Source organism: Alkalihalobacterium alkalinitrilicum (genome assembly GCF_002019605.1).
Lineage (GTDB): Bacteria > Bacillota > Bacilli > Bacillales > Bacillaceae_F > Alkalihalobacterium > Alkalihalobacterium alkalinitrilicum.
Genome location: NZ_KV917368.1, coordinates 4,791,519 through 4,817,195, shown reverse-complemented (window position 1 = coordinate 4,817,195; position 25,677 = coordinate 4,791,519). Strand labels below are relative to the sequence as shown.

Here is a 25,677-nt window from a genome sequence, read left to right as displayed (position 1 = left end):
CACTGAACGCTGCGAGGCATCTAGAAACGAAAACAGAAGGTCCTGTTTCAGGCCCTCTGTTTTTCGATGCTGCTAATCGATATCTTTATAAATTCGACTTCCTACAGCTTGACGTTGTCCTTGGTATTTTCCTTGATAAGGTGTTTTTGCTTCTTGATCCATTAATGCAAAAACGAGCTGACAAATTCGACGCCCTGACTTCAATTTAATAGGAAGTCGGTTCGCATTATATAGCTCTAATGTAATTTCACCTTCAAAGCCAGGGTCGACCCAGCCAGCATTCTGAATAAATAATCCCATTCTTCCAATTGAACTTCGCCCTTCTACAAATGCGGTTACATGGTTTGGGAGCTTTATATATTCTTTCGTTGTTGCTAATAGAAATGAGTTTGATGGAATGACAACTTCATCACTTTCAAATTCAATATACTTAGCTTCTTTATCAAGTGATATCGATTCGATGGCATTTTCATCAATTTTTAAAAAGTGTGTTCCCAAACGAATGTCTACAGAAGCGGGTTGTACTTGTCCATCCACTAAAGGCTCTATTGAAAGCTCTCCCTTGTTTAACATTTCATTTATTGTTTTATCTGATAAGATCATCGCTTTCTCCTCACTATTACTATAATTATTTATTATAAACAAAACGAAACTGTTACGATTTGAAGTGTACCATATTCTTCTCCATCATAAAAGAATACATTGCATAATAAACTGTATTTTTGTATATTAAATAGTAATGATTACGATTATAGTTTTGGAGGTTACATCATGTTTGACTGGCTAATTATTGGTGGAGGTATTCAAGGTTGCACGGCAGCTGTTTATCTCATAAAACAGAAAAAAGTTGCAATTGAAAACTTAGCCATAATCGACCCAAATGAAAAGCCATTATCCATGTGGCTTCATTGTACATCTACTATTGAAATGCCTTATTTACGTTCCCCATCGATTCATCATCTGGCACCCGCTCATTTTGACCTTGAAAAGTTTTCGAAAACGGCAAGCGGAAAGCCTTACGCTGCTTTTTATAAGCCTTATGATCGACCTGGTTTAAAGCTTTTTAACAATCACTGTGAGCACCTATTTGAAGAAACTACACTTTATAATAGTTGGATTCAAGGCAGAGTCGTTCAGTTAAAGAAAGGTAATAAAAATTGGCAAGTTGTCCTTAAGGATGGTCAACAGCTTGAAAGCAAAAATGTTATATTAGCCATTGGATTGAGTGAACATCCATACTGGCCTGAGTGGGCGGTTATGGCTAAGGAAAACGGTGCTTCTATTTCACATGTGTTCGACCGTGAACGACAGGTACCGGAGACGACCAAATCCTTAATAATTGTCGGTGGTGGGATTACAGCTGCCCATGCGTCCATCAAATGGAGCCGTCATCTTCCAGGAAACGTGACTCAAATTTCAAGACATCCGCTTCGAGTCCACCAATTTGACTCTGACCCTGGATGGCTTGGTCCAAAATTAATGAGAAGCTTCCAAGCCGTTTCGAGTTATGACAAGCGACGAGATATGATACGTCAAGCTAGGCATAGAGGTTCACTCCCCCTTGACCTTAAAGCGAAAATTAGTAAACAAATAAAAAGCGGCGCTCTGTCCTTTTTACGTGATGAAGTTGTGGGTCTACAAATAAACGACTCCATGAATGTAGTTAAGTTACTGTCTGGTGATACGGTTAACAGTGAACATATTCTTCTTGCAACTGGTTTTCATCAATCACCACCTGGCATTGAATGGCTAAGTACAACGATTGAAGAACGCAAGCTTCGATGTGCTGCGTGCGGCTATCCTATATTGTCTAATTCATTACAATGGGATGAAGGATTATATGCTATTGGTGCACTTTCTGAACTTGAGATTGGACCTGTCGCAAGAAATATATCGGGTGCGCGCCGTGGAATTGAAAAAATACTACAGTCCTTTTAACTTCATATTCATTTTGACTTTCTCAGTAGCTAACCCACCATAAGTAAACAATAAAAAAAACAAAAAAAGCAGAGTGCACAAAGACACTCTGCTATGATTAATCAATAAATTGTATATCTAATTCATATCCTTTTTCAAATAACATTTTGCCTGGTCGATAACGATCTAACAGTTCATTGTATTGCGTTGATAATACGAAAAACCTTTGTTCATTATTTTCCTCTAATGCATCATCAATCTGCTTACAAATCTCGTTCTTTTGATACTCGTATATTGAATATTCAAGCATCGCTTGGGCATAGAGGGAATTCAGAATTTCTTCTGAAGGCTTCTTCTTGTTACGAATCGCGGCTAATTGTTTCATAAGCTTTTTATCAATGGCAAATTTGTTCATAGAAGTTACCTCCTTTTTGTTATTTTACACTAAATTTTCGGATAATTCAAACATTTTAATTGTCTAATTTTACCCAATTTTATCTAATTATTTTGATTTACAATCTTTTTACCCTACTTTATCTATAAATAAACCTTTCTATCAGACGAATTTGCCCTATTTGAAACACTAAAAAACACCTCTACACAATAAAACGCAGTCCAAATTTCGTTGCATGCAAAATTGTTAGAGGTGTTGAATTATTTATTATATATAATTAGTCAGGTCTACTCATGATCTCTTATCGCTTCAACCATTACTTTTAAACTTCTTATTTGTTCATTTAACGACATACTTGGTATATTCGGGCGAGTTGTTACCATATCTGGTGTTGCTGGAAAATGAACAAACCCAGCCTTAATATTTAACTCATTTTGCTGAATATGATGCAAGACCCCATATAATGTATTATTACAAATATAAGTACCAGCCGTATTCGAAATTTGCGCTGGAATGCCTTCAGAAACTAGCCGTTCTACCATATTGCGAATTGGTAATGTCGTAAATAACCCATCTGGACCATCACTAAAAATCGTACGATCGACCGGCTTATCTCCTTGATTATCGCCTTTATCTCCTTCACCAGCTGTATCCTGAACATTGATCCCAATTCGCTCCGGAGTAATCGCTGCTCGTCCAAAAGCAAGTCCACAAGAAATGACAACATCTGGATTTATCTCTTCCATTTTTATTAGAAGGGTATCTACACATTGACCATACACTACTGGTAGTCCGATCGTCTCGATTTCTACTCCTTCTACCCCTTGGTTCTTTAATGCCTTTACTATTTCTAAAGTAGGGTTTACGTTGAAATCACCAAACGGCTCAAACCCTGATAATAATACTTTCATAATTATGATTGCCTCCTTCATTGCTGTATAGTTTTATTGTAAAGGTCGCTACACTAAGTGGCAATGTAAAGCCGCTTCCAAATATTATGCAGTTGTAAAAGAACGTTAGTTCTCATATAATAAATACAAACAAACGTTCTTACAACGGGGGGATTGATCGTTTATGGTGATAACGAAGGAAGACCAAACAACCATTCATCAATTTGTGCTATTAACAATTGCACGGAAAGCATTAGAAAAAGACCTTGAACAACTAAAAGCATCTTCTTTAAAACTACAACCAGCTTATCTAAACCTAACAACAACTGTACTCGATCAACTAAGTAAAGAACTTGGAGTCATTAAGCGTTATATGAAACAAAAAGAGTTGAAAGTTGAAGTTGGAAAAAATGACGGCACATTTTCTTATTACCATTATTTCTGTCGTGGGTATGAAGGGCAAAATCATTACTTAAATGTGAACTTAAAAAATCAAGTTACACAATATATAACGAACTGTTTTGCAAATGGAGTAAAATAAGCAAATTATGAAACGAGGGCCAACAAAGTATTTGTTGCCCTCTTCTTTTTTTTCATTTTACACTCAAATAAGAATGATTAATGATAGTTAACTAAACTATTAAAATTCTAACAAATTTAATAGTTTTTAAAAGAAGGCATAATTTTATATATATTTTATATTAATAATATAATAGTTAACTCTAAAAATAGTTAGAGGAGGTGAAGAAGATATTACATGATGTAATTAATTATGAAATTTTTGTAAAAATGAGTTTTGCTGCCGTAGCTGGATTAGTAATAGGTTTGGAGAGAGAACTTAAGGGGAAACCATTAGGATTAAAAACTTGCCTAATTGTATCTGTAATATCTTGTTTACTAACCGTCGTATCATTTGAGTCGGCTTTTTTATATTCTAAGGAGTATTCACGACCAATGGACCCAGGTCGTATCCCTTCCTATATTATCAGTGGTATCGGTTTTTTAGGTGCTGGTGTAATTCTTCGGAGAAGTAATGAAGCAATCTCAGGCTTAACCACAGCTGCATTAGTCCTAGGTTCAGCAGCGTTAGGAATAACTATTGGTGCAGGTTTTTATATCGAAGCGTTAACAGGTGTAATTTTTATCATTATAGGAATGAAAGTCATTCCCTATCTATTTAATAAGCTCGGACCAAAAAAATTAAATGAAAAGGAAATAAAAATAAAACTATATATTAAAATGGCAACCGATTTAACTACATTACTCAAAGAAATGAAATCAAAAGATCTAGGAATCAAACATGTGAAGATAAAAGAAGAGGGAGCCGACGATATTATTATTACCTGTATTGTGACCGTCCATAAAAAGGTTTATACAACAGATATTTATTATTCCATTAAATCATTAAATGGGGTAATAAAGGTAGAAGCCGAAAGTTTAGAATAAGTAAATTAGATACGAAAGACGAATCAGAGAATGGTGTCAGACGCCATTCTCTTCAATACACTCACACACTTGTCATTTAAACATATTGAAGCAAGGTAGTAGCAACTGAAAAATAAATGAACAACCCAACAATATCATTGATCGTTGTAATAAATGGTCCTGAAGCAACGGCAGGATCTATTTTTAAACGATGAACAACCCAAGGAATAATTGTTCCTGTAATCGTCGATATAACAATAGTAAAAAACAATGAAATACCGACTACTACACCAAAATACATTCCACTAATATCAAAAATTAAAGCAATTAGAAACGCAATAACACCGCAACAAACTCCCATAATTAATCCTGTTAACGCTTCTCTTTTTAACAATTTACGAAAAATATTTTGTTCGTCTAAATTACCAAGTGCAATACTCCTTACTACAACTGCCAATGATTGCGTACCAGTGTTACCGCCCATATCAGCAATTAACGGAATAAATATCGCTAATATGGTCATTTCAGCTAATGTACTTTCAAATTGTCCGATAATACCTGCTGTACCGATTCCTAATATCATTAAGATAATTAACCACGGTAAGCGCCGTTTAGCGGCTATTAGAGGACCGACTTCAAGATCAACAGAACCTTTCGTCGCCATTAAGTCTTCAATGTCTTCAGTCGTTTCTTCTTCAACAATATCCATCACATCGTCCACTGTTACAATTCCTATGATAACGTCTTTTTCAGTCACGACGGGAACGGCTATTAAATCATAGTTTTTAATAACTTCTGCTACTTGCTCTTGGTCAGTTGATGGTAGTACTGAAATAAACCTATTTTTCATTATATTTGCAACCATATCAAGTGGTTCAGCTAAGATCATTTCTCTTAAAGAAAGAACTCCTTTTAAGACCATCTTCTCATCTGTCACATAAATATAGTAAATCGTTTCAGCATCTTTTGCTTCCGTTCGTAATCTCTCCATAATATGCTCGGCGGTTTCCGTTTCTAATGCCGTAATAAATTCCGTCGTCATTAAGGAGCCCGCCGTATCATGGTGATAAGATAACAGCTTTTTAATATTATCTGCGTCTTCTTTACTCATTCGCTCTAAAAAGTAATTGGCAATGTGGTCTGGTATTTCACTTAAAAAATCGGTCACATCATCTGCAGAAAGTTCTTCTAGTAACGTGGGGACCAAGTGTTCATCTAACTCTGAAATGACAATTTTCTGTTGTTTTACTGGAAGCCCTACAAAAATATTTGAGAGTTCCTCTGTTGATAAATATTGATAAACGAGCTTTCTTTGGATCTCACTAAATTCTTGAAAGATGTCGATTTGATCCGTTGGATGAAGAGAAAGGAAATCTTTACAAAATTCTTCTCTTTTCTCTTGTTTTAAATATAATTGTAAATAAAATGTATATTCTTCTCTGTTTTTAAAATTTAGCATCACCATATCAGTTACCTCCCTTCACAGAGGCTAATTTTTATAAATGTTCCACATCAACCGTTAATACGTGGTCAATTTTTTTAAATAAATAGTAAATTTCAGTTGTATATTGCTTTTCAGGAGCTGAAATGACTAGATCGATTTGTTGATTTCCGTTTTCAAGATCTTTAATTTTCACATTACGAATGTTGATTTCGTAATTTTTTCTTTCTTTTAAGCTATCTCCTTTTCGTTCAATCGCTCGCAATAGCTCGGTCATTTTCATATTCTGTTCCATCACAATTTTTACTGAGACATCTCGTTTACTCAATGTACTCGGGCCAATTCTCTTCACAAAAAAAGGAAGGGTATTCACTGCTACAATAAGAAGAAGGACTACATAAAGTGCCTCAGCATAAAATCCAGCCCCGATCGCAATTCCAAGTCCTGAAGCAGCCCAAATCATCGCTGCCGTCGTTAAACCTGAAATGACATCGTTATTTCGTCTTAGTATTACCCCTGCACCTAAGAAACCGACACCACTTACGATTTGCGCTGCTAATCGCATCGGATCCATAGTATTAAAGGTAGGCGTTGCATAACGATGAAATGATTCAACTGATACGATAGTTATGAGACAACTCGCTACACAAATGACCATGCTTGTCTTTAAGCCAAGTGGCTTATGCTTGAGCTGCCGATCAATTCCAATCAAAAGTCCGAGTAAAAGAGCAAAAGAAAGTTTCATGAACACTTCGTATGTTAGGATCATCCTTTTCACCTACCTTTACACATTGATACCAGGCACCTTAAAGGAGCCTGGCACCGTTTTTACCTGCTTATAAATATTGAATTAAAGAAGTTGCAATTGAAAAATAAATGAGTAACCCTAAAATATCATTTACGGTTGTAATAAATGGACCTGATGCAATCGCAGGATCTAACTTTAATTTATTAATAAGTAGCGGTACAGTTGCACCAACAACCGTTGCGATACTTAAGGTTATGAATAAAGAAACACCAACAATAAAGGCAATCATATAGCCATAAAGGAACGGAACAACAAGAATTAATGTCACGGCACATATTAGTCCTAACATCATACCTGTTCCAAACTCACGCTTAACCGTTTTCCATAATCCTTTTTTCTCTAATGTTCCTGTTGCTAATGCACGGACAGTAACTGCAAGAGACTGTGTACCTGTATTACCTGCAGAGTCCATAATTAACGGAATAAACACGGCTAAAAGAACGATTTCCTCAAGTGTTTCCTCAAATGTGCCAATTACGCCAGCCGTAATCAATCCAAAAAACATTAATAGGATAATCCACGGGGAACGTTTCTTCGCTGCAGTAAATGCGGTGACATTAACATCCGTTGCCCCTCTTACTGCAGAAATTTCTCCTAAATCTTCGGTTGCTTCATCTTCTAATACATCCATTACATCATCGACGGTTACGATACCTATTAACTCTCCCGTGCTTGTAACAACTGGTGCAGCAAGAAAATCATATTTCTTAATTAACTTTGCCACTTCTTCTTGGTCCATATGCGCCTCAATTGAAACAACTCGAGAGCTCATAATGTTTTCAATTTTTTCTGTAATTGGTGCAATGATGAGATCACGCAACGAAATTACTCCTACTAATTTGTCTTTCTCATCTACAACATATAGATAATATACCGTTTCCGCATCTGGACCTTGCTCGCGTAGAAGGTCAATTACCTCTGATGCAGCTTGCGACGCTTTTATGGATATATATTCTTTTGTCATGATCGCACCAGCTGTTTCTGGTGGATATGATAATAATTCTTTTACGTCATCCGCATCTTCTTTATCCATTGCGCTAAGAATTGCTTTTGCTTTTACATCTTTAATTTCAGCAAGATAATCGGCGACATCATCGGCATACATGTTATTAAACATTTCTGCAATAAAATCATCATCTAATTCAAGCGCAATATTTTTTTGATCATCAATGTCTAACTCTTGGAATACTTCCGCAAATTCAGCAGCTGAAAGATAGCCATACATGAGCTGACGTTGATCCTTTTCTAAATTGGAGAAAATATCCATTTGATCAGTTGGATGTAGCTCCAGAAATGCTTCTCTAAATTGTGCTTTGTCATTTTCTTTTAATACGTGAAGTATATGATTGACGTATTCTTCACGTGTTTGTTCGTTAAGTCTAACCATGGTCGCTTCCTCCCTAGAGGGAGAATTCGTTCACACCACATCGGAAGTGAAGTGGAATCCTCCCTTTTCCTTGTATTATTCCTTTTGTTTTATATACTAAACACCAAATTTCAGGTTCGGGTTCGGGTTCGGGATAGCTATCCATTCCACATCACCTCCAAAAAAGATTTATTGACAGAAGATTTTTACGGTAAGAAAATACGATTGATCTGTTGTAAATTGTGATGATCAATGATTTTCTTAAGCTTAATCCTCTATAAAAGTTGAACTTGCTTAAAGTGAAACAAAAAACACCTTCTACGAAAGAAGGTGTTAAATCCACATCAAAATTAAGGCATACTTTAATATATAAGCATACTTAAAAAAGTGTTCATTAGCATTCCTTCAATCGTAGAGCTTTAGCACTGTACGGCATAGGTCTATGACCAGCTACATTAAAAACCACCTTATTTCGATGGTTCCTGTTGACCCATTGGCGTCTTTGGACATTTTTGGGCAGCAGCATATCTCCGTACAGGAGCCTCACCTAACGAGGAATTATATTTAATTTCCTTATTGCATTGTTGATGTTACAGCAAGGCTAGTAATCTGTCAACAAGTGAATTAAAATTTGTCAACTTTTTATAAATTTGTTATTCTAGTATATTTTTATCATTAAACAAGCAGCCTTCTTTAGAGCTACTATAAAGTTTTAGCGTTTAAATTGACTATTTTTTCGTTGACGCAGTTTACTCATTTTATCAGAAATTCGTTTCGTTGTTTCTTTATTTTCGTTAGGACTGATAGTTAAGATCGTTAACATCTCACCTTTAAACTCAACTTCAACTATGCTTCCTTCTTTCACGTTTGCTGGAAGTTTTTCGATTGAAATATTATATTCTTTTTCTTCGTTTTCTACGAGTACTACAGCTATTTCACCAATTATTCGATCAATGACCGCTTTCATTCAAATTCACCTCTTTTTATTCGAGACAAGCCAAGCCTTGTTCGATAATTTCTGCTAACCGTCCACTTCCAATTCCGTTAATTTTCGTTAAGTCTTCTATCTTTTCAAATGGTCTAAAAGCTAAAAGCTGTTCAACTCGCTCATCTCCAATATGGACAATTTCAATTAAATCTTCGAGGGTTGCATTGTTAATATTTATACATTCTTCTCTACTATCAGCTAAGTCGCCATCTATAAGATTTACTTCCTCTTCGTTTCCATCTGCTCTTTCTTCATCTAAATTTACTTCCTGATTAACTTCATGTTCCGTGTGTAATTCTAAGTCTTTTCCGTCTGTGATTATTACAATTGTTCCTTGTTGGTCAGTACCATATACAGGAATATTCATTCCATTTAAACGCTCTATCACTTCTCGATGAGGGTGACCATACTCGTTATTTTTACCTGCCGAGTAAATTGCAATTTGTGGATCAACTGCCTCCAGAAAAGCTTCTGTATTGGATGTACTTGAACCATGGTGACCAAGTTGAAAAATAGTTGATGTTAAATTAAACCGTTGCGAAAGGATCCATTCTTCTGTTTGTTTTTCAGCATCTCCTGTCAATAGTATGGATACTTCTCCATAAGTAAGCTTCATACTTAATGATCCTTCATGAAAATCAGTCGTTAATTCTTCTGGATTAACTACTTCTATGAAAAGTGAACCAATTTCAAATGTTTCCCCCGCCCGCGGCTCATAATATTCAGCATCTGTTTCCATGATTGCATCAATAGTACGCTCAAACGTCCGTGTTGTATGTTCATCTCCTGACATCCACACTTCTTTTGTAGGAAATGCTTTTAATACTTGGTCCATTTGCCCAATATGATCTGCGTGAGGATGAGTACCCACCACTAGGTCAAACTTCGTGACCCCTACTTGCTGCAAATATGGAACAACATCACTTCGATCATGTCTTCCTGCATCAACAAGGATCGTAAAATCAGGTCCTTGGAATAACGTGGCGTCTCCTTGACCTACATCAATAAAATGAATGAGTAGTTCTTCACCGTTTGTTTCAGTCACAACAGGGGCTTTCGGTTGATTCTGGCCTAATTCACACCCTGTCAATAGCAATATAAAAATAATAACAGATAAACTCCAAGTTCTAAGTTGCATAACTTCTCCTCAATTCATTTTTATCTCCACTAGCATTACACTATTAAGCTTATTTTAACAAATTAAATCAATCATGAAACCAAGTCTACTAAAATGCAAAAAAAACTGACCCCTAGTGTCAACGCGTCTCCTAAACGAAACATGATAGCCAATTACTAGCTTTTGATTCGCTGATTGAGTTGCCTGACATTCTACTAAGAGTCAGTCTATTATTCATAAGAGGTACAGTTACGAATTCGCAACTTTTTGAAGAGCTTCAATTACTCGGTCCGCTTGAAACGGTTTTACGATAAAATCCTTAGCGCCTGATTGAATCGCATCAATAACCATCGCTTGCTGCCCCATTGCTGAACACATGATGACTTTAGCATCTGGATCGATACTTTTAATATCACGAAGTGCTTCAATCCCATCTTTTTCAGGCATTGTAATATCCATTGTTACAATCTGAGGATTTAATTCCTTATACTTGTCAACAGCCTCTTGACCATTCGCCGCTTCACCAACAACATCAAAGTTATTCTTGGTTAAAATATCCTTAATCATCATTCTCATAAAAGCAGCATCATCAACAACTAAAACTGAAGTCATTTAAACATCTCACCCCTATATTGAAATCTATTACTGAGAAACTATGAATTTAATATTACCTTATCAATATTTAACAATGTAAATAGTCGAGTGTCGAGCTTTACGACCCCACTTAAATAGTCAGCCTCAACTCCACCAACGACTTCAGGCGTTGGTTCGATTTTTCCTGACGGAATATCAATGACATCATTCGCCCCATCTACAATAAAGCCAATTTCAATATTGTCTTTTGAAATAACAAGAATGCGAGTCGCATCATCTGACTTTTTAGACTCTATCCCAAATCGCGTTCTTAAATCCATTATTGGGGTAATTACGCCACGTAAATTCATAACTCCTTTTATAAATGAATAAGTTTTAGGAATACGAGTTACGGGTTGCATTCTCTCTATGGATTGAATGTATTCAACTTCGATTGCGTATTCTTCGTCTTTCAGTTGAAAAACAATAACTTTTAACTCAGTACCTACTGCACTTTCAACAGACATCGAGGTTTGCCTCCATCCTTGTAATCACTTAATTAGTGCATTCGTATCAACAATTAAGGCTACTTGTCCATTCCCTAAAATGGTTGCACCTGAAATAGCGAACACATTTGTTAGATAGTTTCCTAATGATTTTAATACAATATCATGTTGTCCAATTAGTGAATCGACAACTAATCCTGCCACTTTGTCTCCTTTATGAACAATAACAAGAGAATAGTACTCTTCGTCTAGTTCATCTTCCACAGGTATTTCAAATAAATCCTTAAGAAATACAAGAGGAACTACTTTTCCACGGAAGTCAATCACCTTTTGATTATGAGCACTAAATACATTTTTCTTATTCACAATCGCTGTCTCAACGATCGATGATAAAGGAATCGCATACTTTTCATCACTTACTTCTACTAACATAACGTCTATAATCGATAGAGTTAATGGGAGTTGAATAGAGAAAACAGACCCCCGACCTAATGTAGAGTCCACGGTTACAACACCGCCTAAAGACTCAAATGTAGAGCGAACAACATCCAAACCTACACCTCGACCGGATACGTCAGTCACTTTATCAGCTGTACTAAAGCCCGCTCTAAACAATAGACCATAAATTTGCTGATCTGTCATTTTACTTGCTTCATCTTCAGTTACAACACCGTTTGTTAATGCTTTTTTTAATACTTTGTCACGATCAATTCCTGCACCGTCATCTTCAATTTCGATAAAGACATTATTTCCGCTATGGAAAGCTTTCAGAATAACTGTTCCTTCTTCAGGTTTTCCTAATTCAAGGCGTTTTTGTGGCGTTTCAATTCCATGATCAATTGAATTTCGAATTAAATGAACGAGGGGGTCACCAATTTCATCAATGATGGTTCGATCAAGCTCCGTTTCCGCTCCTAAGATTTGCAGATTTACTTTTTTATTTAAATCTTTCGAAAGGCTTCGAACCATGCGTGGGAATCGATTAAATACCTGTTCGACTGGCATCATTCTCATGTTTAATATGATTTCTTGAAGGTCCCCTGAAATTCTAGACATTCTTTCAACCGTTTCATTTAGTTCATTATTTTTCAGGTCGCTAGCAATTTGCTCAAGACGACCACGATCAATAACAAGTTCTTCAAATAAATTCATCAATACATCAAGTCTTTCGATATTCACTCGAATCGTTTTATTTGCTTCATTTGTTACTTTTTTTCCATTAATCGCCGTTGTTTTTTCTTGCGGTGCTTCTTCAACGGCTTTTTGAGGAGATACGACCGTTTCTACTACTACTTCCTCAAGACCTGTTTCTTTTTCAGAGGCTGCTTTCTTTAACTCCTCAATATTTAATTGATGGACTTGAACAGATGATATCTCGGAAACTTTATTTACTCGCTTAACAATTTCCTCAGCTTCTATTTTGGAAATAAATGTAACCACAAATTCAAGATCAAATTTCTCTTCCTCTAAATCTTCTGCACTTGGATTCGATTTTATGATTTCACCGACTTGTTCAAGCACTTCAAAAACCATAAACACACGAGCAGCTTTTAACATCGTCCGCTCATCTAAAGAAATTTTAATTTGATACGAATGATAGCCTTGTTCTTGAGATTGCATAAGTACAGTCAGTTCAAACTGGTCATAAGAAACATCAAATGCTGCTGTCAATGTTTCTTCAGTTGTTGGTATTTCTACCTCTTCTACCGTCGCAGCAACTTGAGAAGGTGAACCCCCTTTTTCAATTTGCTCAAGTAATACGGTTACATTTGAGACATCACGCTTCCCTGTTCCCCCTGATGCGATATCATTTACCATCGCTTCTAAATCATCGACGGCTGCAAATACTACATCTAGAACAGGAGTTGAAACATCCAGTTTTTGGTTTCTTATTAAATCTAATACATTTTCCATACTATGTGTTAAATGAGCTAAATCATCATAGCCCATTGTCGCTGCCATACCTTTTAGAGTATGAGCCGAACGAAAAATTTCACCAACAATTGCTAAATTAGTAGGTTCATTTTCTAATAATAATAGGTTGTCATTTAATGACTGTAAGTGTTCTTGGCTCTCATCAATAAACACATCTAAGTATTCTGAAGTACTCAAGACTCTCTTCACCTCAACATTTAAAGTCTACCAGAGTTTTATTTTTATATAATCATTGTAAAAAATTATTAATAGAAATACTTAATAAATAGTACCATGAATCTAGGAAATAAGTAACGTGCCATAGAGTTTATTTACACATATCATAAACTAATCTCGCCTAAGAATATAGTCGAATTAATAAATTTCGTAAAATTATCGCTATTGATTTGTTAATTTTTGTCGAAATTCTTTACATGAAAAATAGCTGAGAGAATATTCCCTCAGCCATTATTTTCATACACGTCTTATTCTTATTCGAATCACTTTTAAGATTCCTTATTAGGTTTTGAACGGTCCAGACATCCGGTATTTTAGAAAAACGTCACTTTTTAACGTTTTGCTGACACAGCTTCCTTTAATTGCTGAATTTTATTAAAAAAGACCTATCTTAACAGACAATAAAGGAACCAAGGTCGGTTTGATCCTAAAATTCACACTACTTTATGAATATAAAGTACCCGTAGTCCATGCTTCTTCACTTTTTCTACCACCATCTATTAATGATCATGGTCTCCATGGTCTTCATGGTCTTCATGGCTATTATGACCGCCCATTTTCGTTGAAATCGTATCAGGTTCAGCTGTAATCGCATCTACATCTACATCGCCAACAACGAGCATCTCTTTTTCCATACGGTGCATGCTACATGCGGTTACATGATAATATGCATAGTATACGCCATCTTCTTGGAATGTCCAATCTAATGTGTATAACCCTTCTCCCTGATTTTCAGTTTCTAACATATGATGATAATCTGGATTGGCATGTTCCCAAATTTCAAATTTCACGTCTTCAGCTTCCTCAACATCAAATCCATCATGTGTAACATGCGCTGAAAAAAGGTGGCTTTGTCCACTTTCTAGCGTGTCAGGAGTCCAGGTAAAATCAACTTCAATCGGTACGAGTGGATTATCACATGCGCCTGTTGTCCCTTCCGTTTGCCCTTCATCTCCTGACTGTCCACAAGCAGTCAAAAACCCTAATAATAAAACTGTGCTAATTACACTTAATTTTTTTCTCATTTTCCTTATCTCCCTTAAATATTGATAGGATTACCCTATAGTATTAAATTTACTGTCGTATTAGTAATAAATGATCGCGCTAATTTGTGATAAAACTTTGAAATCTCTCAAACAAATTATTGAACAACAGCAATCATCCTGAATATTAGTATTAATCATGAACCTTAAAAACCTTAAAGTGATAGTCTTAACGCCATTTATACGGGATAAATAGGAAGAAAGACAGAAACCGTTGTACCTTGTCTAAGTTCTGATTGAATCTCTATTTTTCCACCATGAAGCTTCACGATTTGATGCACAATGGCCAGTCCTAAGCCTGTTCCACCGTCTTTACGAGTACGCCCTTTATTTACTCGGTAAAACCGTTCCGTTATTTTATCTACGTCATCTTTAGGAATACCTATTCCTTCATCTCTAAATATTAATACGGCTTCATTGTCATGGGCATCAAGACGAATACTGAGGTTCCCATGTTCGTTACTATATCGAATCGCATTAGTAAGCACGTTTGAAATCACTTGAGCAAGACGATCTTCATCACCTTCTACAATTATTTCTTCATCTAGTTCTTTCCGAATCGTTAGCTTTTTATTTTTTATACTCCACTCAAATTTTTCGACAACCTCTTCAATCAACTGGGCAAATGGTAACGGCACTTTAGTGATGGGATATGTATCGCCTTCTAATTGCGCTAAATCTAATAGATCATGAACAAGCCTACCAATGTATGCCGTTTCTTTTTTCATCGTTTGCATATACTTTTCTGGTGTAATCATCTTTTCTTCAAATGCTTCCGTATATCCTTGCATATAGCTAATTGGCGTCCTTAGCTCATGTGAAACATTAGATAAAAACTCTCTCCGTTTCGTCTCTGCTTGCTCTAAAGAAGATGACATTCGATTGAATGATATGGCTAATTGACCTAGTTCATCCCTTCGGTTTATTTCAAGTCGTTCCGTTAAATCTCCATTTGCCATTTTCTTTGTTATTTCCATCATTTCTTCGATAGGGCGAATAAAGTAGTTCGTAATTTTACGGGTCACAAAGCTAACAACCATCACCGTCAGAACAACAAACCCAATCAGTATATACCGGATCGATTCAAATGGTTCATAAACAGTAACCAACGGCATATACAAAAATAGAACAGCTTCAAGTCCTTGACTTCCCATAATCGGCGTTACAACAGCTAATATATCTTGCGCAAACCGAGGATGTTCACGAATAAGTACAAGCGTATCTCCTTCGAGTAGCACTTGACGTTCTTCAAATGTTATTAATGTTTCTTCAATCTCCATTTCAAATGGAAGACCACCACTCAATAACATCGGGTCTGATGTAAAAATAACATTAGCCTCTAGTACACTATCGAGCCAGTTAATTTTCTCGATGAACTCCGAATTTGAAAACTGACCATATTGAGCAGCAACTAATTGCCCATGTGATTGAAGTAATGAGATTTGCTTCTCCACATAAAACTTCTCATATAAGAAGTAGGTTAACATAATAATAGTAATTACCGTTAAAGAAATAAGTAAAATGAAGGACACCCGTACTCTTTGTTTCAACACGCTTCGCTTCATCCATGGTCACCTTCAAATTTATATCCTACACCCCAAACGGTTTTAATCCATTTCCCATACTCTCCTAGCTTAATACGTAACGTTTTAATGTGGGTATCGACTGTACGAAACGTACCTTTTTCATAATCCATTCCCCACACATAGTCATGAATTTGTTCTCGACTGAACACTTGTTTTTCATGCTGGATTAAGTATAAAAGTAAATCGTATTCTTTTCTCGTCAATACTACTTGACTGCCACGAACATTAACTGACCGTCCGTCAAGATCTAGTTCAAGCTCACCATAGCGAATTATAGATGGTTTCATAGTCACTAACTCGATACGACGAAGCTGCGCTTCTATTCTCGCTACAAGTTCTTTCGGACTGAAAGGCTTCACGACATAATCGTCAGCCCCAATTTTTAATCCTTGAACTCGATCCATTTCACCGCCTTTTGCAGTTAGCATTATAATAGGAACTGTCCACTTTTTTCTGATCATCTCACATGCGGTAAAACCATCTATTGTCGGCATCATCACATCTAAAACGATAAGATCAACTTTTTCTCGTTGTAGGATTGGTATTATTTCATGGCCATCATACGCTTTAATTACATCCATACCTTCTTTGATCAGATAAGAAGATACTAATTCCACTAATTCTTTCTCATCGTCAACAACTAATATGGTTTTTTTACTCATCTTCTAACTCTCCTATCGCAATCCCAAATGGTCCTGCAGCCATGTCCGTTTTCGCTATTACTTCATAAGTATTGCGATCAATGACCGTTAATTTATTACCATCTAAACTTGTGACAAACAAATACTGATCATTTCCACTCATATAATGAGGGTTATCATCAACTAATACTGTCTCCGTCACTTCATAAGTGTTGCGGTCAATCGCATACATCTCATTAGACCCGTGACATAAGACAAAAAATTCCTCTCCCATTGAGTCATCATAGAAATAAATCGGCATTAGACCAACTTTTACCTCTCGGACGTTTTCACCAGATAGCGGGTCATATGCTTTAATGCTTTCGTTCCAGTTTGTGTAATGACCATGTCCAGTTACCCAGGCGTACTGTCCATCAAAGATTAGGTCTGTTGGCATATCCAGGACAGGAAATGTTAGCTCCACCGCATAATTTAATCGATTAATGACGGTTATGGACGGATTCCCTCCACTCAAGACATATATATAATTTCCACCATCATCTAAAGAAACTTGAAGCGGATGATTTTCCACTTGTATAGATTGAACGACTTCATCTTTACCCAAATGATACACATGTAATCGATGGTGTTTTGCATCTGTTATGAACAAAAGCTGTTCACGTTGATCATAATTCATACTTGTAATTCCCTGCCCAAGCCCAAGGAGGGTCTCGGTACGCCCAGAACTTAGATCAAGTACTAATACCTCTTCCTCTAATTGACCTGCAAGAGCGACTTGATTTCGTGCAAGCATTTCTAATGAGTGAATTTCAAATGGAAATGCTTCTGAATATACCAACTCAAATGTATTAAGGTCGACAAAACTGAGTTTTTGTTCTTTTAAATGTGTCACCATTAATAGCGGCTTCTTCTCAGGAAGTGATAGATGCAGGTGCTGACAGCCAGACACCAGAAATATGAATACAAAAATCACTACATATCCTTTCATTTCATCACCTATTTTCGTATTCGTCCTACTCTAATTAAACTACTATACAATTGTGATGAGTTTGTGAAAAAAGAGGCTAACGTTATAATGTTAGCCTCTCTACCAATTCTTTAGTCTAAAGCTTTCACTTGTTCAAACCAAAGGTTATATTGTTCTTCAGGATACAACCCTTCTACTCTTCCAGCTTCTTGACCATCCTGATAATGGATGACGGTAGGTGTTGATTGAATGTTGTGTTCCGCCCATCCTTCGTTAAACTCTAAAAGGTTGTATAACTTTAAATCGATTCCCATATCAGCTGTCATCGGAACGATAATAGGTGAAGCCTCAACACATGCAGGACATGTCGGTTGATAAAAATAAACAGTCATACTTTCATCAGCATCTAATGAAGATTTTAGCTCTTCTGGTAAAATAATATTTTGATAATTTGGATTATCTAATTGTTTAATCGTTTCTGGATGTAGGCTTGATTTTTCAAATGGATTTCCCTCGACCTTTTTACTCGTTGAAGCATTATTTACGATCGCTAACCCTGCAAACAGAACAACCACGACCCCTAAAAAGATTAATATTTTTTTCATCGGTTTCTATCTCCCTCGGTTTGTTTTTAAAATCATGACACTTAATACAAAAATAATAGTAAATCCAACTAAAGCTAAAAATGGAATCGTAATAAACCCTAACCAATTAATATATTGGCCCGCACAAGGTATTAATCCACACGAATCCAGTTCAGACATTCCTGGTACTTTTTGAAGCAAGTAATGGTAAAAAGCAATTAAAATCCCTATTCCTGAAAATACTGCAGAATATAAAGCTTGCTTTAAATCTTTTTTCACAACAGCTATCCCTAAAATAAGAACGATAGGATACATAAAAATCCGCTGATACCAACAAAGTTCACACGGAATATATCCAAGTACTTCTGAAAAATATAAACTTCCCAACGTCGCAACTAAAGAAACGCTCCATGCTGCAAACAACAGATTTTCACTTTGTTTTTGATTTTTCATTCTCCACCCTCATTAAGCTTATTAGTCCCTAAACTCTAATCCTTATAGTACAAAAAAAACAGAAACACAGCAAACAAATACCTCTATATAATAAAAGGAAAATATGAATAAAATATGAAACAAAAAAAAATAGAGAAAAAGATTACTCTTTCTCTACTCATTAACAAGACTATTTAATTCTTTCGTTAAACTTGCACATTTGATGTGACTTCGATAAGATAAACGCGTTATTGAGTAAAGGAGTATATATTGTGAAATTAAAATATTCGCTTTTAGTTTTTATTGGAGCTTGCAGTTATGGTATTTTATCCACATTCGTGAAACTTGCTTATGGACAAGGGTTTAGTCACTCTGAAGTCATTGGAAGTCAATTTTTTATCGGCTGGTTTTTATTACTTTTGCTCATCTTGTTTATTCATAAACAGAAAATGACACGAAAAAACCTCTTTCTATTACTTGCAGCAGGAACAACAACTAGTTTAACAGGAATTTTTTACTATTTGGCTCTTGAAACGATTCCAGCTTCTCTAGCCATTATTCTATTATTTCAATTTACATGGATAGGTGTACTAATAGAAGCGATCTCGGAAAAAAAATGGCCATCTAAATCCAAATTGATCTCCATAGGGCTGATCTTTATCGGAACATTTTTAGCCGCAGGTCCCCTTTTACGGTTAACGGAAGAATTGACTTTGATAGGAGTTATGTATGGGCTGATTGCTGCTTTTGCTTTTGCATGGTTTATCTTTTTAAGCGGAAAAGTTGCTATATCCGTTAATCCAATCTTACGGAGTTTTTTGTTCGTCACAGGTGCGATGTTGTTTACACTACTCGTTTTCCCTCCCTCCTTCCTATTAAGTGGGGCATTACAGAATGGATTGTGGATTTATGCACTTCCCTTAGGCTTTTTCGGATTAGTTTTACCAACTATCTTATTTGCCATCGGGATCCCAAAAATCGGGACAGGCCTAGGAACCATCCTCAGCGCTGCAGAATTACCGACTGCTGTAGTGATGTCCGTTCTCGTATTAAAAGAATTTGTTTCACTGGCTCAATGGGCAGGTGTCATCTTGATCTTAGCCGCCATTACCTATTCTCAGTACCAGAACCTTCCCCTTATTCGAAAAAAACATGAGAAAACATCATGATGTTAAAAAAGGAGGTTGACAATTTGTCAGCCTTTTTGTTGTTCCTTTGGTAGTTTATTCATAAGATATATGCTGATGGGTTAAACAAAACATATTCACCTAATAATACAGGTTTCAGTGTTAAAGTAAACCAATGTTTTGTTAATCCAGTGTAAATTTCGTTAAGATCCGAATAATTATATTAAGAAAATTTAAAGATGTTCGTACTACCCCTAGATTTTATAAAAATCTTAAGGCATAATGTCAAAGTACTTAAAATTCTTATTGAGGTGAAAAAAATGAAAAAGATTTATTCAATGGTACTTGCCCTTGCAATGAGCATCGCACTTGTTGGCTGTGGAACGGCTGATGATACTGAACCTCCAGAAGAAAATGCTGGTGGAGATACACCAGAAACAACTGAAGAGGACGCTACAGTAGCGGAATGGCCTGATGAATTAATCATGGGATTTGTTCCTTCTCAAGATTCAGCGAATATCGCTGACACAGTTGCCCCACTTGCAGATCGCTTATCTGAAGAATTAGGTGTTAATGTTCGTGGTGAAGTTATGACGAACTACACAGCACTCGTTGAAGCAATGGGTAATGATCAAGTACATATCGGTTTCATTCCAGCTTTCGGTTACGTTTTAGCAACAGAACGTTATGATAATATAGATGCTGTTTTAAAATCAATCCGTCATGGTAGTTCAACATACAAAGCACAATACACTGTACGTACAGATTCAGATATTCAATCCCTTGAAGATTTAGAAGGAAAAGTTTGGGCATTCCCAGACCTTGCATCTACAAGTGGTTACCTTTTCCCAGCAGCACAACTCGTAAACGAATATGGAGTTGACCCAGAAAATATCAGCGGTTTCTTCTCTGATTTAATTCAAGCTGGTGGTCATGATAATGCATTAATTCAAGTACTTGAAGGAAATGCCGATGTGGCAACAACATTCGATGATGCTCGTACAGCAATCGAAGCTGATTATCCTGAAGCGATGGAAGAGCTTCGTATACTGGATTACACTGCTGAGATTCCGAACGATACTATCTCTCTAAACACAAATCTTCCACAAGAGTTAAGAGATTTAATCGTTGAAGTATTTATGGCTTTTAATAGTGACGAAGAAATGTTAACGATTATGGATGAAGTATATAACTGGACTGGTATCGATACAGCATCTGACAGCGACTATGATGTAGTACGTGAAACAGCACAAGTTTTCCCAGACATGCTAAACTAATTTAATATGTGCTAGGGGAGGAGACCACTTCTCCCCTCCTCTTATGTCCTCTATCATTTAGAGGACATAAGAGGAGGGCAATACTTACAAAGATGACGAAATGAGGGAAGAACATGATCGAGTTTAAGGACGTATCACTTGTTTATCCAAATGGAACACAAGGCTTAAAAAATGTAAACCTTAAAATAAATCAAGGTGAATTTGTTGTAATTGTAGGGTTGTCTGGTGCAGGAAAATCAACACTCATCCGTAGCATGAACCGACTCGTTACTCCAACAAATGGTGAGCTCCTTATTGATGAAGAAGATATCTTAAAGTATAAACAACGTAAACTCCGTAAGCTTCGTACAGAAGTTGGAATGATCTTTCAGAACTATAACTTAGTCAAACGTTCCACTGTTATGAAGAATGTTATTTCTGGACGCTTAGGACATACAAGTACTTTACGAAGTCTATTAAACTTATATTCAAAAGAAGATATTGCTTTAGCTTATAACAGCCTTCAACGTGTAAATATTGCTGAGAAAGTATACCAAAGAGCGGATCAGCTTAGTGGTGGTCAACAACAACGGGTTGCTATTGCTCGTGTTCTAACTCAACAGCCGAAAATTATTCTTGCCGATGAGCCCGTTGCGAGCCTTGACCCACCAACATCTCATCAGGTCATGACCTATTTACGTAAAGTAAACAAGGAAGACAATATTACGACGATTGTTAACCTCCACTTTATTGACATGGCCATGGAGTATGCTGACCGTATTATTGGTATGCGTGCAGGAGAAGTTGTATTTGATGGTCCTTCTAGTGAAGTATCTGAACAAACATTCGAAGAAATATACGGTCGAAAAATTCGAGAGGATGACCTTGTAGGAGGTCAAGACGATGAGTAATCCCGAAATAAAAGGTGTTATATCCTCAAAAGCTAAACTAAGAATGACCCTTATTTTAATCGCAATCGTCGGAGTATACATTTACACATCTTGGGCAACCCGGTCCACACCAGGAGATCTTATTCGAGGATGGAGTGGCTTTCAGCGAATTACAACGGATTTGTTTCCTCCAAACTTGGCTTACGCACCACAAGTTTGGGATAAGCTAGCCGAAACCATACATATGGCTATCATCGCAACAACGCTTGCCGCCATTATTAGTATTCCTATTTTTTTATTATCAGCAGCAAACCTATTTCCAAGCCCATGGATCCACCAACCCGTTCGTTTTATCATGAATGTATTACGAACGATTCCTGACATTTTACTCGCCATTATTTTCGTTGGAATTTTTGGTGTAGGTGTTTTCCCTGGTATTATTGCTTTATTTATCTTTTCTCTTGGCCTACTTGCCAAGTTAATGTATGAGACAATTGAAGCTATTGATATGAACCCGCTTGATGCCATTCGGGCATCTGGAGGAAATACGTTACAAGTAATTTGGTATGCGGTACTTCCGCAAGTATTACCACAATTCGTCTCCTTTAGCTTGTATGTTTTTGAAGTCAATGTACGAGCATCAACCGTATTAGGATTTGTCGGGGCTGGTGGTATCGGTTTATTACTTCAACAACAAATTAGTTTCTTTAATTATCCACGAGTCATGACGATCATTATCATTATTTTTGTCGCCGTTATCATCATTGACTACATTAGTAATAAGATAAGGGAGAGAATTGTCTAATGGAACTAATTATGCCACCGAAGAAAAAACGTTCGGTTAAAAAGATTATTCGTAACATTCTTATCGCAATTGCTATTATTGCACTTTATACATGGACGTTCGTTTCTATTGATATTCGTTGGGACCGAGTATTCAGTGAACAAACCTTACGAAATGTTGGACGGGTCATTCCTCAGTTATTTTCACCTGATTGGAGTGCTTTTCCAAAGGTGATGGGCTTAATGTGGCAAACTTTACAAATGGCCTATACTGGAACACTACTAGCCGCGATTTTAGCCATTCCTTTTGGCCTTTTTGCAGCTAGTAATATGGTCAAGAACAAGGTATTAAATAACTTTTCCAAAGGAGTTTTAAATGGAATTCGTGCTTTCCCTGAGTTAGTACTTGCCCTTATGTTCGTTGCCGCTGTAGGTCCGAGACCGTTTGCTGGGGTATTAGCCATTGCAATTGGTTCAATCGGAATGCTAGGTAAGCTCTATTCCGAAGTAATCGAATCGATTGATATGAATGTTGTTGAAGCTTTACAAGCAAATGGCGCCAATCGTATTCAAGTTCTTTTTTACGGAGTCTTACCACAAATCATTCCTGAGTTCTTATCTTATGCTATTTACCGGTTTGAAATCGACGTCCGTGCCTCTACCATTTTAGGGATCATTGGTGCAGGTGGTATCGGTACTTTAATTACTATTTCAATTTCTAACCGTAAATGGGATGAAGTCGGTATGATTTTACTTGTCATTATAGTTGTTGTAACACTTATTGATACGATCAGTGCACAGATTCGAAAGCGAATCGTATAATCAAAACACGAATTGTCACGAAGGATTCACTCCCAAACCAATAGAAAGAGCGTTCAATCTTTGAACGCTCTTCTTTATTTTACTATTAGAAATATTGACGTACATGTCTGTAGCGGTCAATCTTTTCTTTTATTTCTTTTTCACGTTGTTCACGTTGGTGATATTTTTCAACATCAGTTTCCGCTATTTTACGTTTCGTAATCGTAATCGTGAAAAATAAAAACTGGATCGTCATACTAATTGCCTCCTTTTCATTAGAACATGATTAGGTGAGGCCTTTCACCTTCTTATACCAAATAATTACAGAACTTTGAACAATCATCATTGTTATTACCTCCTTTTTTTGAATTTATAAGCAAAAATATATATAAAAAGCCACAGGTCGGCCTCTGACCCGTGGCTTTCTATAACATAAAGAAATTATAATCTCAAATAGAAAACACTCTATAATTAGGAACCAAACGAATGATAAAAGTATTTAGTTGTATGTCATTCATTGCAACAGCTCTCATCATGTTGTTCAGCCCCTTTCTTTTACGTTATAAATCTTACAAAGGAAATTATAACCAACTATGAAATATTTGTAAATGCTTTTTTTGTAAATAATACATAAATTTTTGAACATTCGCACAGATAACATTCGAAATAGATTGACAGTTTAAAGGTGAAACCTTAAACTAAGTAAACATATATGAATTAACGTAAATATCCTATGGACGTTGGCCCAAATTTTATGAAATAAGTTGTTTTAAGGAGGATTATAATGAATCAATTACAAAACAAAGTTGTTGTCATTACAGGAGCGAGTACTGGATTAGGCCGTGAAACAACATTCCAAGCCGTTCAAGCAGGGGCTAACGTTGCGATTTGCTGCCGACATTTAAATCGTATTCAAGAAGTAGAACAACTGTTATCTACTCATTCCCCTAATGTTTTAGCAGTTCAAGCCGATGTTTCTCTTGAAGAAGATGTTCATCGTTTTGTACAAGAAACCGTGGATCGATTTGGAAAGATTGATGTATTAATTAACAATGCCGCTATCTTCGAAAACTATTCCATTGCTGACTCTTCACTTGAGTCTTGGCAATACCATTTTGATAACAACGTAAGAAGTGCATTTTTAATGATACGAGAATGTCTTCCAGTGATGCGGAAGCAAAAAAATGGGAGAATTATTTCACTGACTACTGGACTAGCGAGACAAGGCTCGAGTGGGTTTGGTGCTTATAGTGCAAGTAAAGCCGCATTAGAGACCCTAACTTTTACAGTTGAAGAAGAGGAATACCAAAATGGAATTTCAGCGATTGCATTTAATCCTGGAGTTATGAAAACAGGAATTCAAGCAATTGGCGAAGATCCGAAAGATATTGCACCGATTTTATTAGATATCGCGAGTCAAGTTGAACTCGGACATGGTAAAATCATTACAGCAGACGATTGGAAGGTACTACTCGAAAAGAGCTTATCAACGAATTAAATCATACAAAGAAAAGCAGCAAACTCCGCAAAGTCTGCTGCTTTTCTTTCATTTAAAAAGTTAATACTCGAAAACCAATTAATACGACGAGTACTAATGTAGCAATAAGCATGATCCAATAGTATGTTTCCTTGCCTGCGAGTGTTCCCTTTTTTGTACGTACTAATAACATTTCCATAAAGTAAATTAACGATATTGCTAAAATACCTTTTAGAACGTATGTGAAAGCAAAATTCCACTGGATTAATAGTCCGATTCCAGAAACAACCATAATCACATAGAACAGGCGTAAAACCATGTGAACAATTTTTGCACCTTTTTCTTTATTTGCTTTCAATAAAAAATAAGCAATGAAAAATAATAACACTGTGATCGCCCAAGAACCCGAGTGGGTATGTAATAAACCTGTATACATTTTTTCCTCCTACAATTACGTAAAATTTCAACCTCTACTATTATAATATAACAGCGACAATAAACCAAAAAATTCTAC

28 protein-coding genes and 1 riboswitch are annotated in these 25,677 nt (G+C 36.3%); of the genes, 9 read left to right on the top strand and 19 right to left on the bottom strand.

Annotation, left to right across the window (positions count from 1 at the left end; translation table 11 throughout):
• Positions 1–72 precede the first annotated feature (72 nt).
• Positions 73–603 carry a dCTP deaminase gene (gene dcd / locus BK574_RS23260; RefSeq protein WP_078430265.1) on the bottom strand — a complete coding sequence of 177 codons (531 nt, stop codon included), beginning with the start codon at positions 601–603 and terminating at the stop codon, positions 73–75.
• 168 nt (positions 604–771) lie between these two features.
• Between dcd and BK574_RS23255 the strand changes: the two genes are divergently transcribed.
• Positions 772–1,938, top strand: a complete 1,167-nt coding sequence (locus BK574_RS23255; protein ID WP_078430264.1) for an FAD/NAD(P)-binding protein — start codon at positions 772–774, stop codon at positions 1,936–1,938.
• A gap of 97 nt (positions 1,939–2,035) precedes the next feature.
• On the opposite strand, the gene BK574_RS23250 is transcribed toward BK574_RS23255, so the two are convergent.
• Together BK574_RS23250 and pcp are read right to left on the bottom strand one after the other, a co-directional pair.
• Positions 2,036–2,332: an IDEAL domain-containing protein gene (locus BK574_RS23250; protein WP_075385838.1), complete on the bottom strand. Its 297-nt coding sequence runs from the start codon at positions 2,330–2,332 to the stop codon at positions 2,036–2,038.
• Positions 2,333–2,598: 266 nt separating this feature from the next.
• Entirely contained in the window at positions 2,599–3,222 is a 624-nt protein-coding gene (pcp, locus tag BK574_RS23245; RefSeq protein ID WP_078430263.1) for a pyroglutamyl-peptidase I, read from the bottom strand.
• Positions 3,223–3,385: 163 nt separating this feature from the next.
• Between pcp and BK574_RS23240 the strand changes: the two genes are divergently transcribed.
• Positions 3,386–3,742 (top strand): YhjD family protein, encoded by a 357-nt coding sequence (locus tag BK574_RS23240; RefSeq protein ID WP_078430262.1) that lies wholly within the window; start codon positions 3,386–3,388, stop codon positions 3,740–3,742.
• 200 nt (positions 3,743–3,942) lie between these two features.
• Positions 3,943–4,647 (top strand): MgtC/SapB family protein, encoded by a 705-nt coding sequence (locus tag BK574_RS23235; RefSeq protein WP_238457495.1) that lies wholly within the window; start codon positions 3,943–3,945, stop codon positions 4,645–4,647.
• Between the two features lie 76 nt (positions 4,648–4,723).
• Here BK574_RS23235 and mgtE (BK574_RS23230) read toward each other — a convergent pair whose 3' ends face one another.
• From mgtE (BK574_RS23230) to BK574_RS23165, 14 genes are all read right to left on the bottom strand, one after another.
• On the bottom strand, positions 4,724–6,091 hold the full coding sequence (mgtE, locus tag BK574_RS23230) for a magnesium transporter (protein ID WP_078430261.1): 1,368 nt from the start codon (positions 6,089–6,091) through the stop codon (positions 4,724–4,726).
• A gap of 31 nt (positions 6,092–6,122) precedes the next feature.
• Complete coding sequence (locus BK574_RS23225) at positions 6,123–6,812, bottom strand: MgtC/SapB family protein (protein ID WP_238458076.1); 690 nt, start codon at positions 6,810–6,812, stop codon at positions 6,123–6,125.
• Positions 6,813–6,903: 91 nt separating this feature from the next.
• A complete protein-coding gene (gene mgtE / locus BK574_RS23220) occupies positions 6,904–8,262 on the bottom strand; it encodes a magnesium transporter (protein ID WP_078430259.1) in 1,359 nt (452 codons plus the stop codon).
• A gap of 376 nt (positions 8,263–8,638) precedes the next feature.
• A riboswitch (M-box (ykoK) riboswitch) is annotated at positions 8,639–8,803 on the bottom strand.
• Between the two features lie 150 nt (positions 8,804–8,953).
• Positions 8,954–9,208: a DUF3006 domain-containing protein gene (locus BK574_RS23215; RefSeq protein ID WP_075385832.1), complete on the bottom strand. Its 255-nt coding sequence runs from the start codon at positions 9,206–9,208 to the stop codon at positions 8,954–8,956.
• A gap of 16 nt (positions 9,209–9,224) precedes the next feature.
• Positions 9,225–10,367, bottom strand: a complete 1,143-nt coding sequence (locus tag BK574_RS23210; RefSeq protein ID WP_078430258.1) for an MBL fold metallo-hydrolase — start codon at positions 10,365–10,367, stop codon at positions 9,225–9,227.
• Positions 10,368–10,595: 228 nt separating this feature from the next.
• Positions 10,596–10,958, bottom strand: coding sequence for a response regulator (locus BK574_RS23205; protein WP_075385830.1), 363 nt, complete (start codon positions 10,956–10,958; stop codon positions 10,596–10,598).
• 41 nt (positions 10,959–10,999) lie between these two features.
• On the bottom strand, positions 11,000–11,446 hold the full coding sequence (locus tag BK574_RS23200) for a chemotaxis protein CheW (protein WP_078430257.1): 447 nt from the start codon (positions 11,444–11,446) through the stop codon (positions 11,000–11,002).
• A gap of 24 nt (positions 11,447–11,470) precedes the next feature.
• Positions 11,471–13,537, bottom strand: a complete 2,067-nt coding sequence (locus BK574_RS23195) for a chemotaxis protein CheW (RefSeq protein ID WP_078430256.1) — start codon at positions 13,535–13,537, stop codon at positions 11,471–11,473.
• A 539-nt stretch (positions 13,538–14,076) separates the two neighbouring features.
• Complete coding sequence (locus BK574_RS23190; protein WP_078430255.1) at positions 14,077–14,601, bottom strand: FixH family protein; 525 nt, start codon at positions 14,599–14,601, stop codon at positions 14,077–14,079.
• 197 nt (positions 14,602–14,798) lie between these two features.
• On the bottom strand, positions 14,799–16,184 hold the full coding sequence (locus BK574_RS23185) for a sensor histidine kinase (RefSeq protein WP_078430254.1): 1,386 nt from the start codon (positions 16,182–16,184) through the stop codon (positions 14,799–14,801).
• Positions 16,181–16,867, bottom strand: a complete 687-nt coding sequence (locus BK574_RS23180) for a response regulator transcription factor (protein WP_078430253.1) — start codon at positions 16,865–16,867, stop codon at positions 16,181–16,183. The genes BK574_RS23185 and BK574_RS23180 overlap by 4 nt, the downstream gene beginning before the upstream one ends.
• Positions 16,860–17,834, bottom strand: coding sequence for a YncE family protein (locus BK574_RS23175; RefSeq protein WP_142248024.1), 975 nt, complete (start codon positions 17,832–17,834; stop codon positions 16,860–16,862). Before BK574_RS23175 ends, BK574_RS23180 begins: the two co-directional genes overlap by 8 nt.
• Positions 17,835–17,944: 110 nt before the next feature.
• A complete protein-coding gene (locus BK574_RS23170) occupies positions 17,945–18,418 on the bottom strand; it encodes a thioredoxin family protein (RefSeq protein WP_078430251.1) in 474 nt (157 codons plus the stop codon).
• Positions 18,419–18,424: 6 nt separating this feature from the next.
• Positions 18,425–18,850 carry a disulfide oxidoreductase gene (locus tag BK574_RS23165; protein WP_075385822.1) on the bottom strand — a complete coding sequence of 142 codons (426 nt, stop codon included), beginning with the start codon at positions 18,848–18,850 and terminating at the stop codon, positions 18,425–18,427.
• Positions 18,851–19,101: 251 nt separating this feature from the next.
• Here BK574_RS23165 and BK574_RS23160 point away from each other — a divergent pair, with 251 nt between their 5' ends.
• The 5 genes from BK574_RS23160 to phnE (BK574_RS23140) all read left to right on the top strand — a co-directional run bounded on the left by BK574_RS23160 (position 19,102) and on the right by phnE (BK574_RS23140) (position 23,707).
• The gene (locus tag BK574_RS23160) at positions 19,102–19,998 is read left to right on the top strand and encodes an EamA family transporter (protein ID WP_142248023.1); all 897 of its coding nucleotides are present in this window, start codon (positions 19,102–19,104) and stop codon (positions 19,996–19,998) included.
• A 278-nt stretch (positions 19,999–20,276) separates the two neighbouring features.
• Positions 20,277–21,233, top strand: a complete 957-nt coding sequence (locus tag BK574_RS23155; RefSeq protein WP_078430250.1) for a phosphate/phosphite/phosphonate ABC transporter substrate-binding protein — start codon at positions 20,277–20,279, stop codon at positions 21,231–21,233.
• A 113-nt stretch (positions 21,234–21,346) separates the two neighbouring features.
• Positions 21,347–22,123 carry a phosphonate ABC transporter ATP-binding protein gene (gene phnC / locus BK574_RS23150; RefSeq protein WP_078430249.1) on the top strand — a complete coding sequence of 259 codons (777 nt, stop codon included), beginning with the start codon at positions 21,347–21,349 and terminating at the stop codon, positions 22,121–22,123.
• A complete protein-coding gene (gene phnE / locus BK574_RS23145) occupies positions 22,116–22,907 on the top strand; it encodes a phosphonate ABC transporter, permease protein PhnE (RefSeq protein WP_078430248.1) in 792 nt (263 codons plus the stop codon). The genes phnC and phnE (BK574_RS23145) overlap by 8 nt, the downstream gene beginning before the upstream one ends.
• Complete coding sequence (gene phnE / locus BK574_RS23140; protein ID WP_078430247.1) at positions 22,907–23,707, top strand: phosphonate ABC transporter, permease protein PhnE; 801 nt, start codon at positions 22,907–22,909, stop codon at positions 23,705–23,707. Before phnE (BK574_RS23145) ends, phnE (BK574_RS23140) begins: the two co-directional genes overlap by 1 nt.
• Positions 23,708–23,792: 85 nt before the next feature.
• Here phnE (BK574_RS23140) and BK574_RS23135 read toward each other — a convergent pair whose 3' ends face one another.
• Positions 23,793–23,942, bottom strand: coding sequence for a YrzI family small protein (locus BK574_RS23135; protein WP_078430246.1), 150 nt, complete (start codon positions 23,940–23,942; stop codon positions 23,793–23,795).
• A 528-nt stretch (positions 23,943–24,470) separates the two neighbouring features.
• On the opposite strand from BK574_RS23135, the gene BK574_RS23130 reads away from it, so the two are divergent.
• A complete protein-coding gene (locus tag BK574_RS23130) occupies positions 24,471–25,184 on the top strand; it encodes an SDR family NAD(P)-dependent oxidoreductase (RefSeq protein ID WP_078430245.1) in 714 nt (237 codons plus the stop codon).
• Positions 25,185–25,236: 52 nt separating this feature from the next.
• Here BK574_RS23130 and BK574_RS23125 read toward each other — a convergent pair whose 3' ends face one another.
• Entirely contained in the window at positions 25,237–25,599 is a 363-nt protein-coding gene (locus BK574_RS23125; RefSeq protein ID WP_075385816.1) for a YisL family protein, read from the bottom strand.
• Positions 25,600–25,677: the final 78 nt, after the last annotated feature.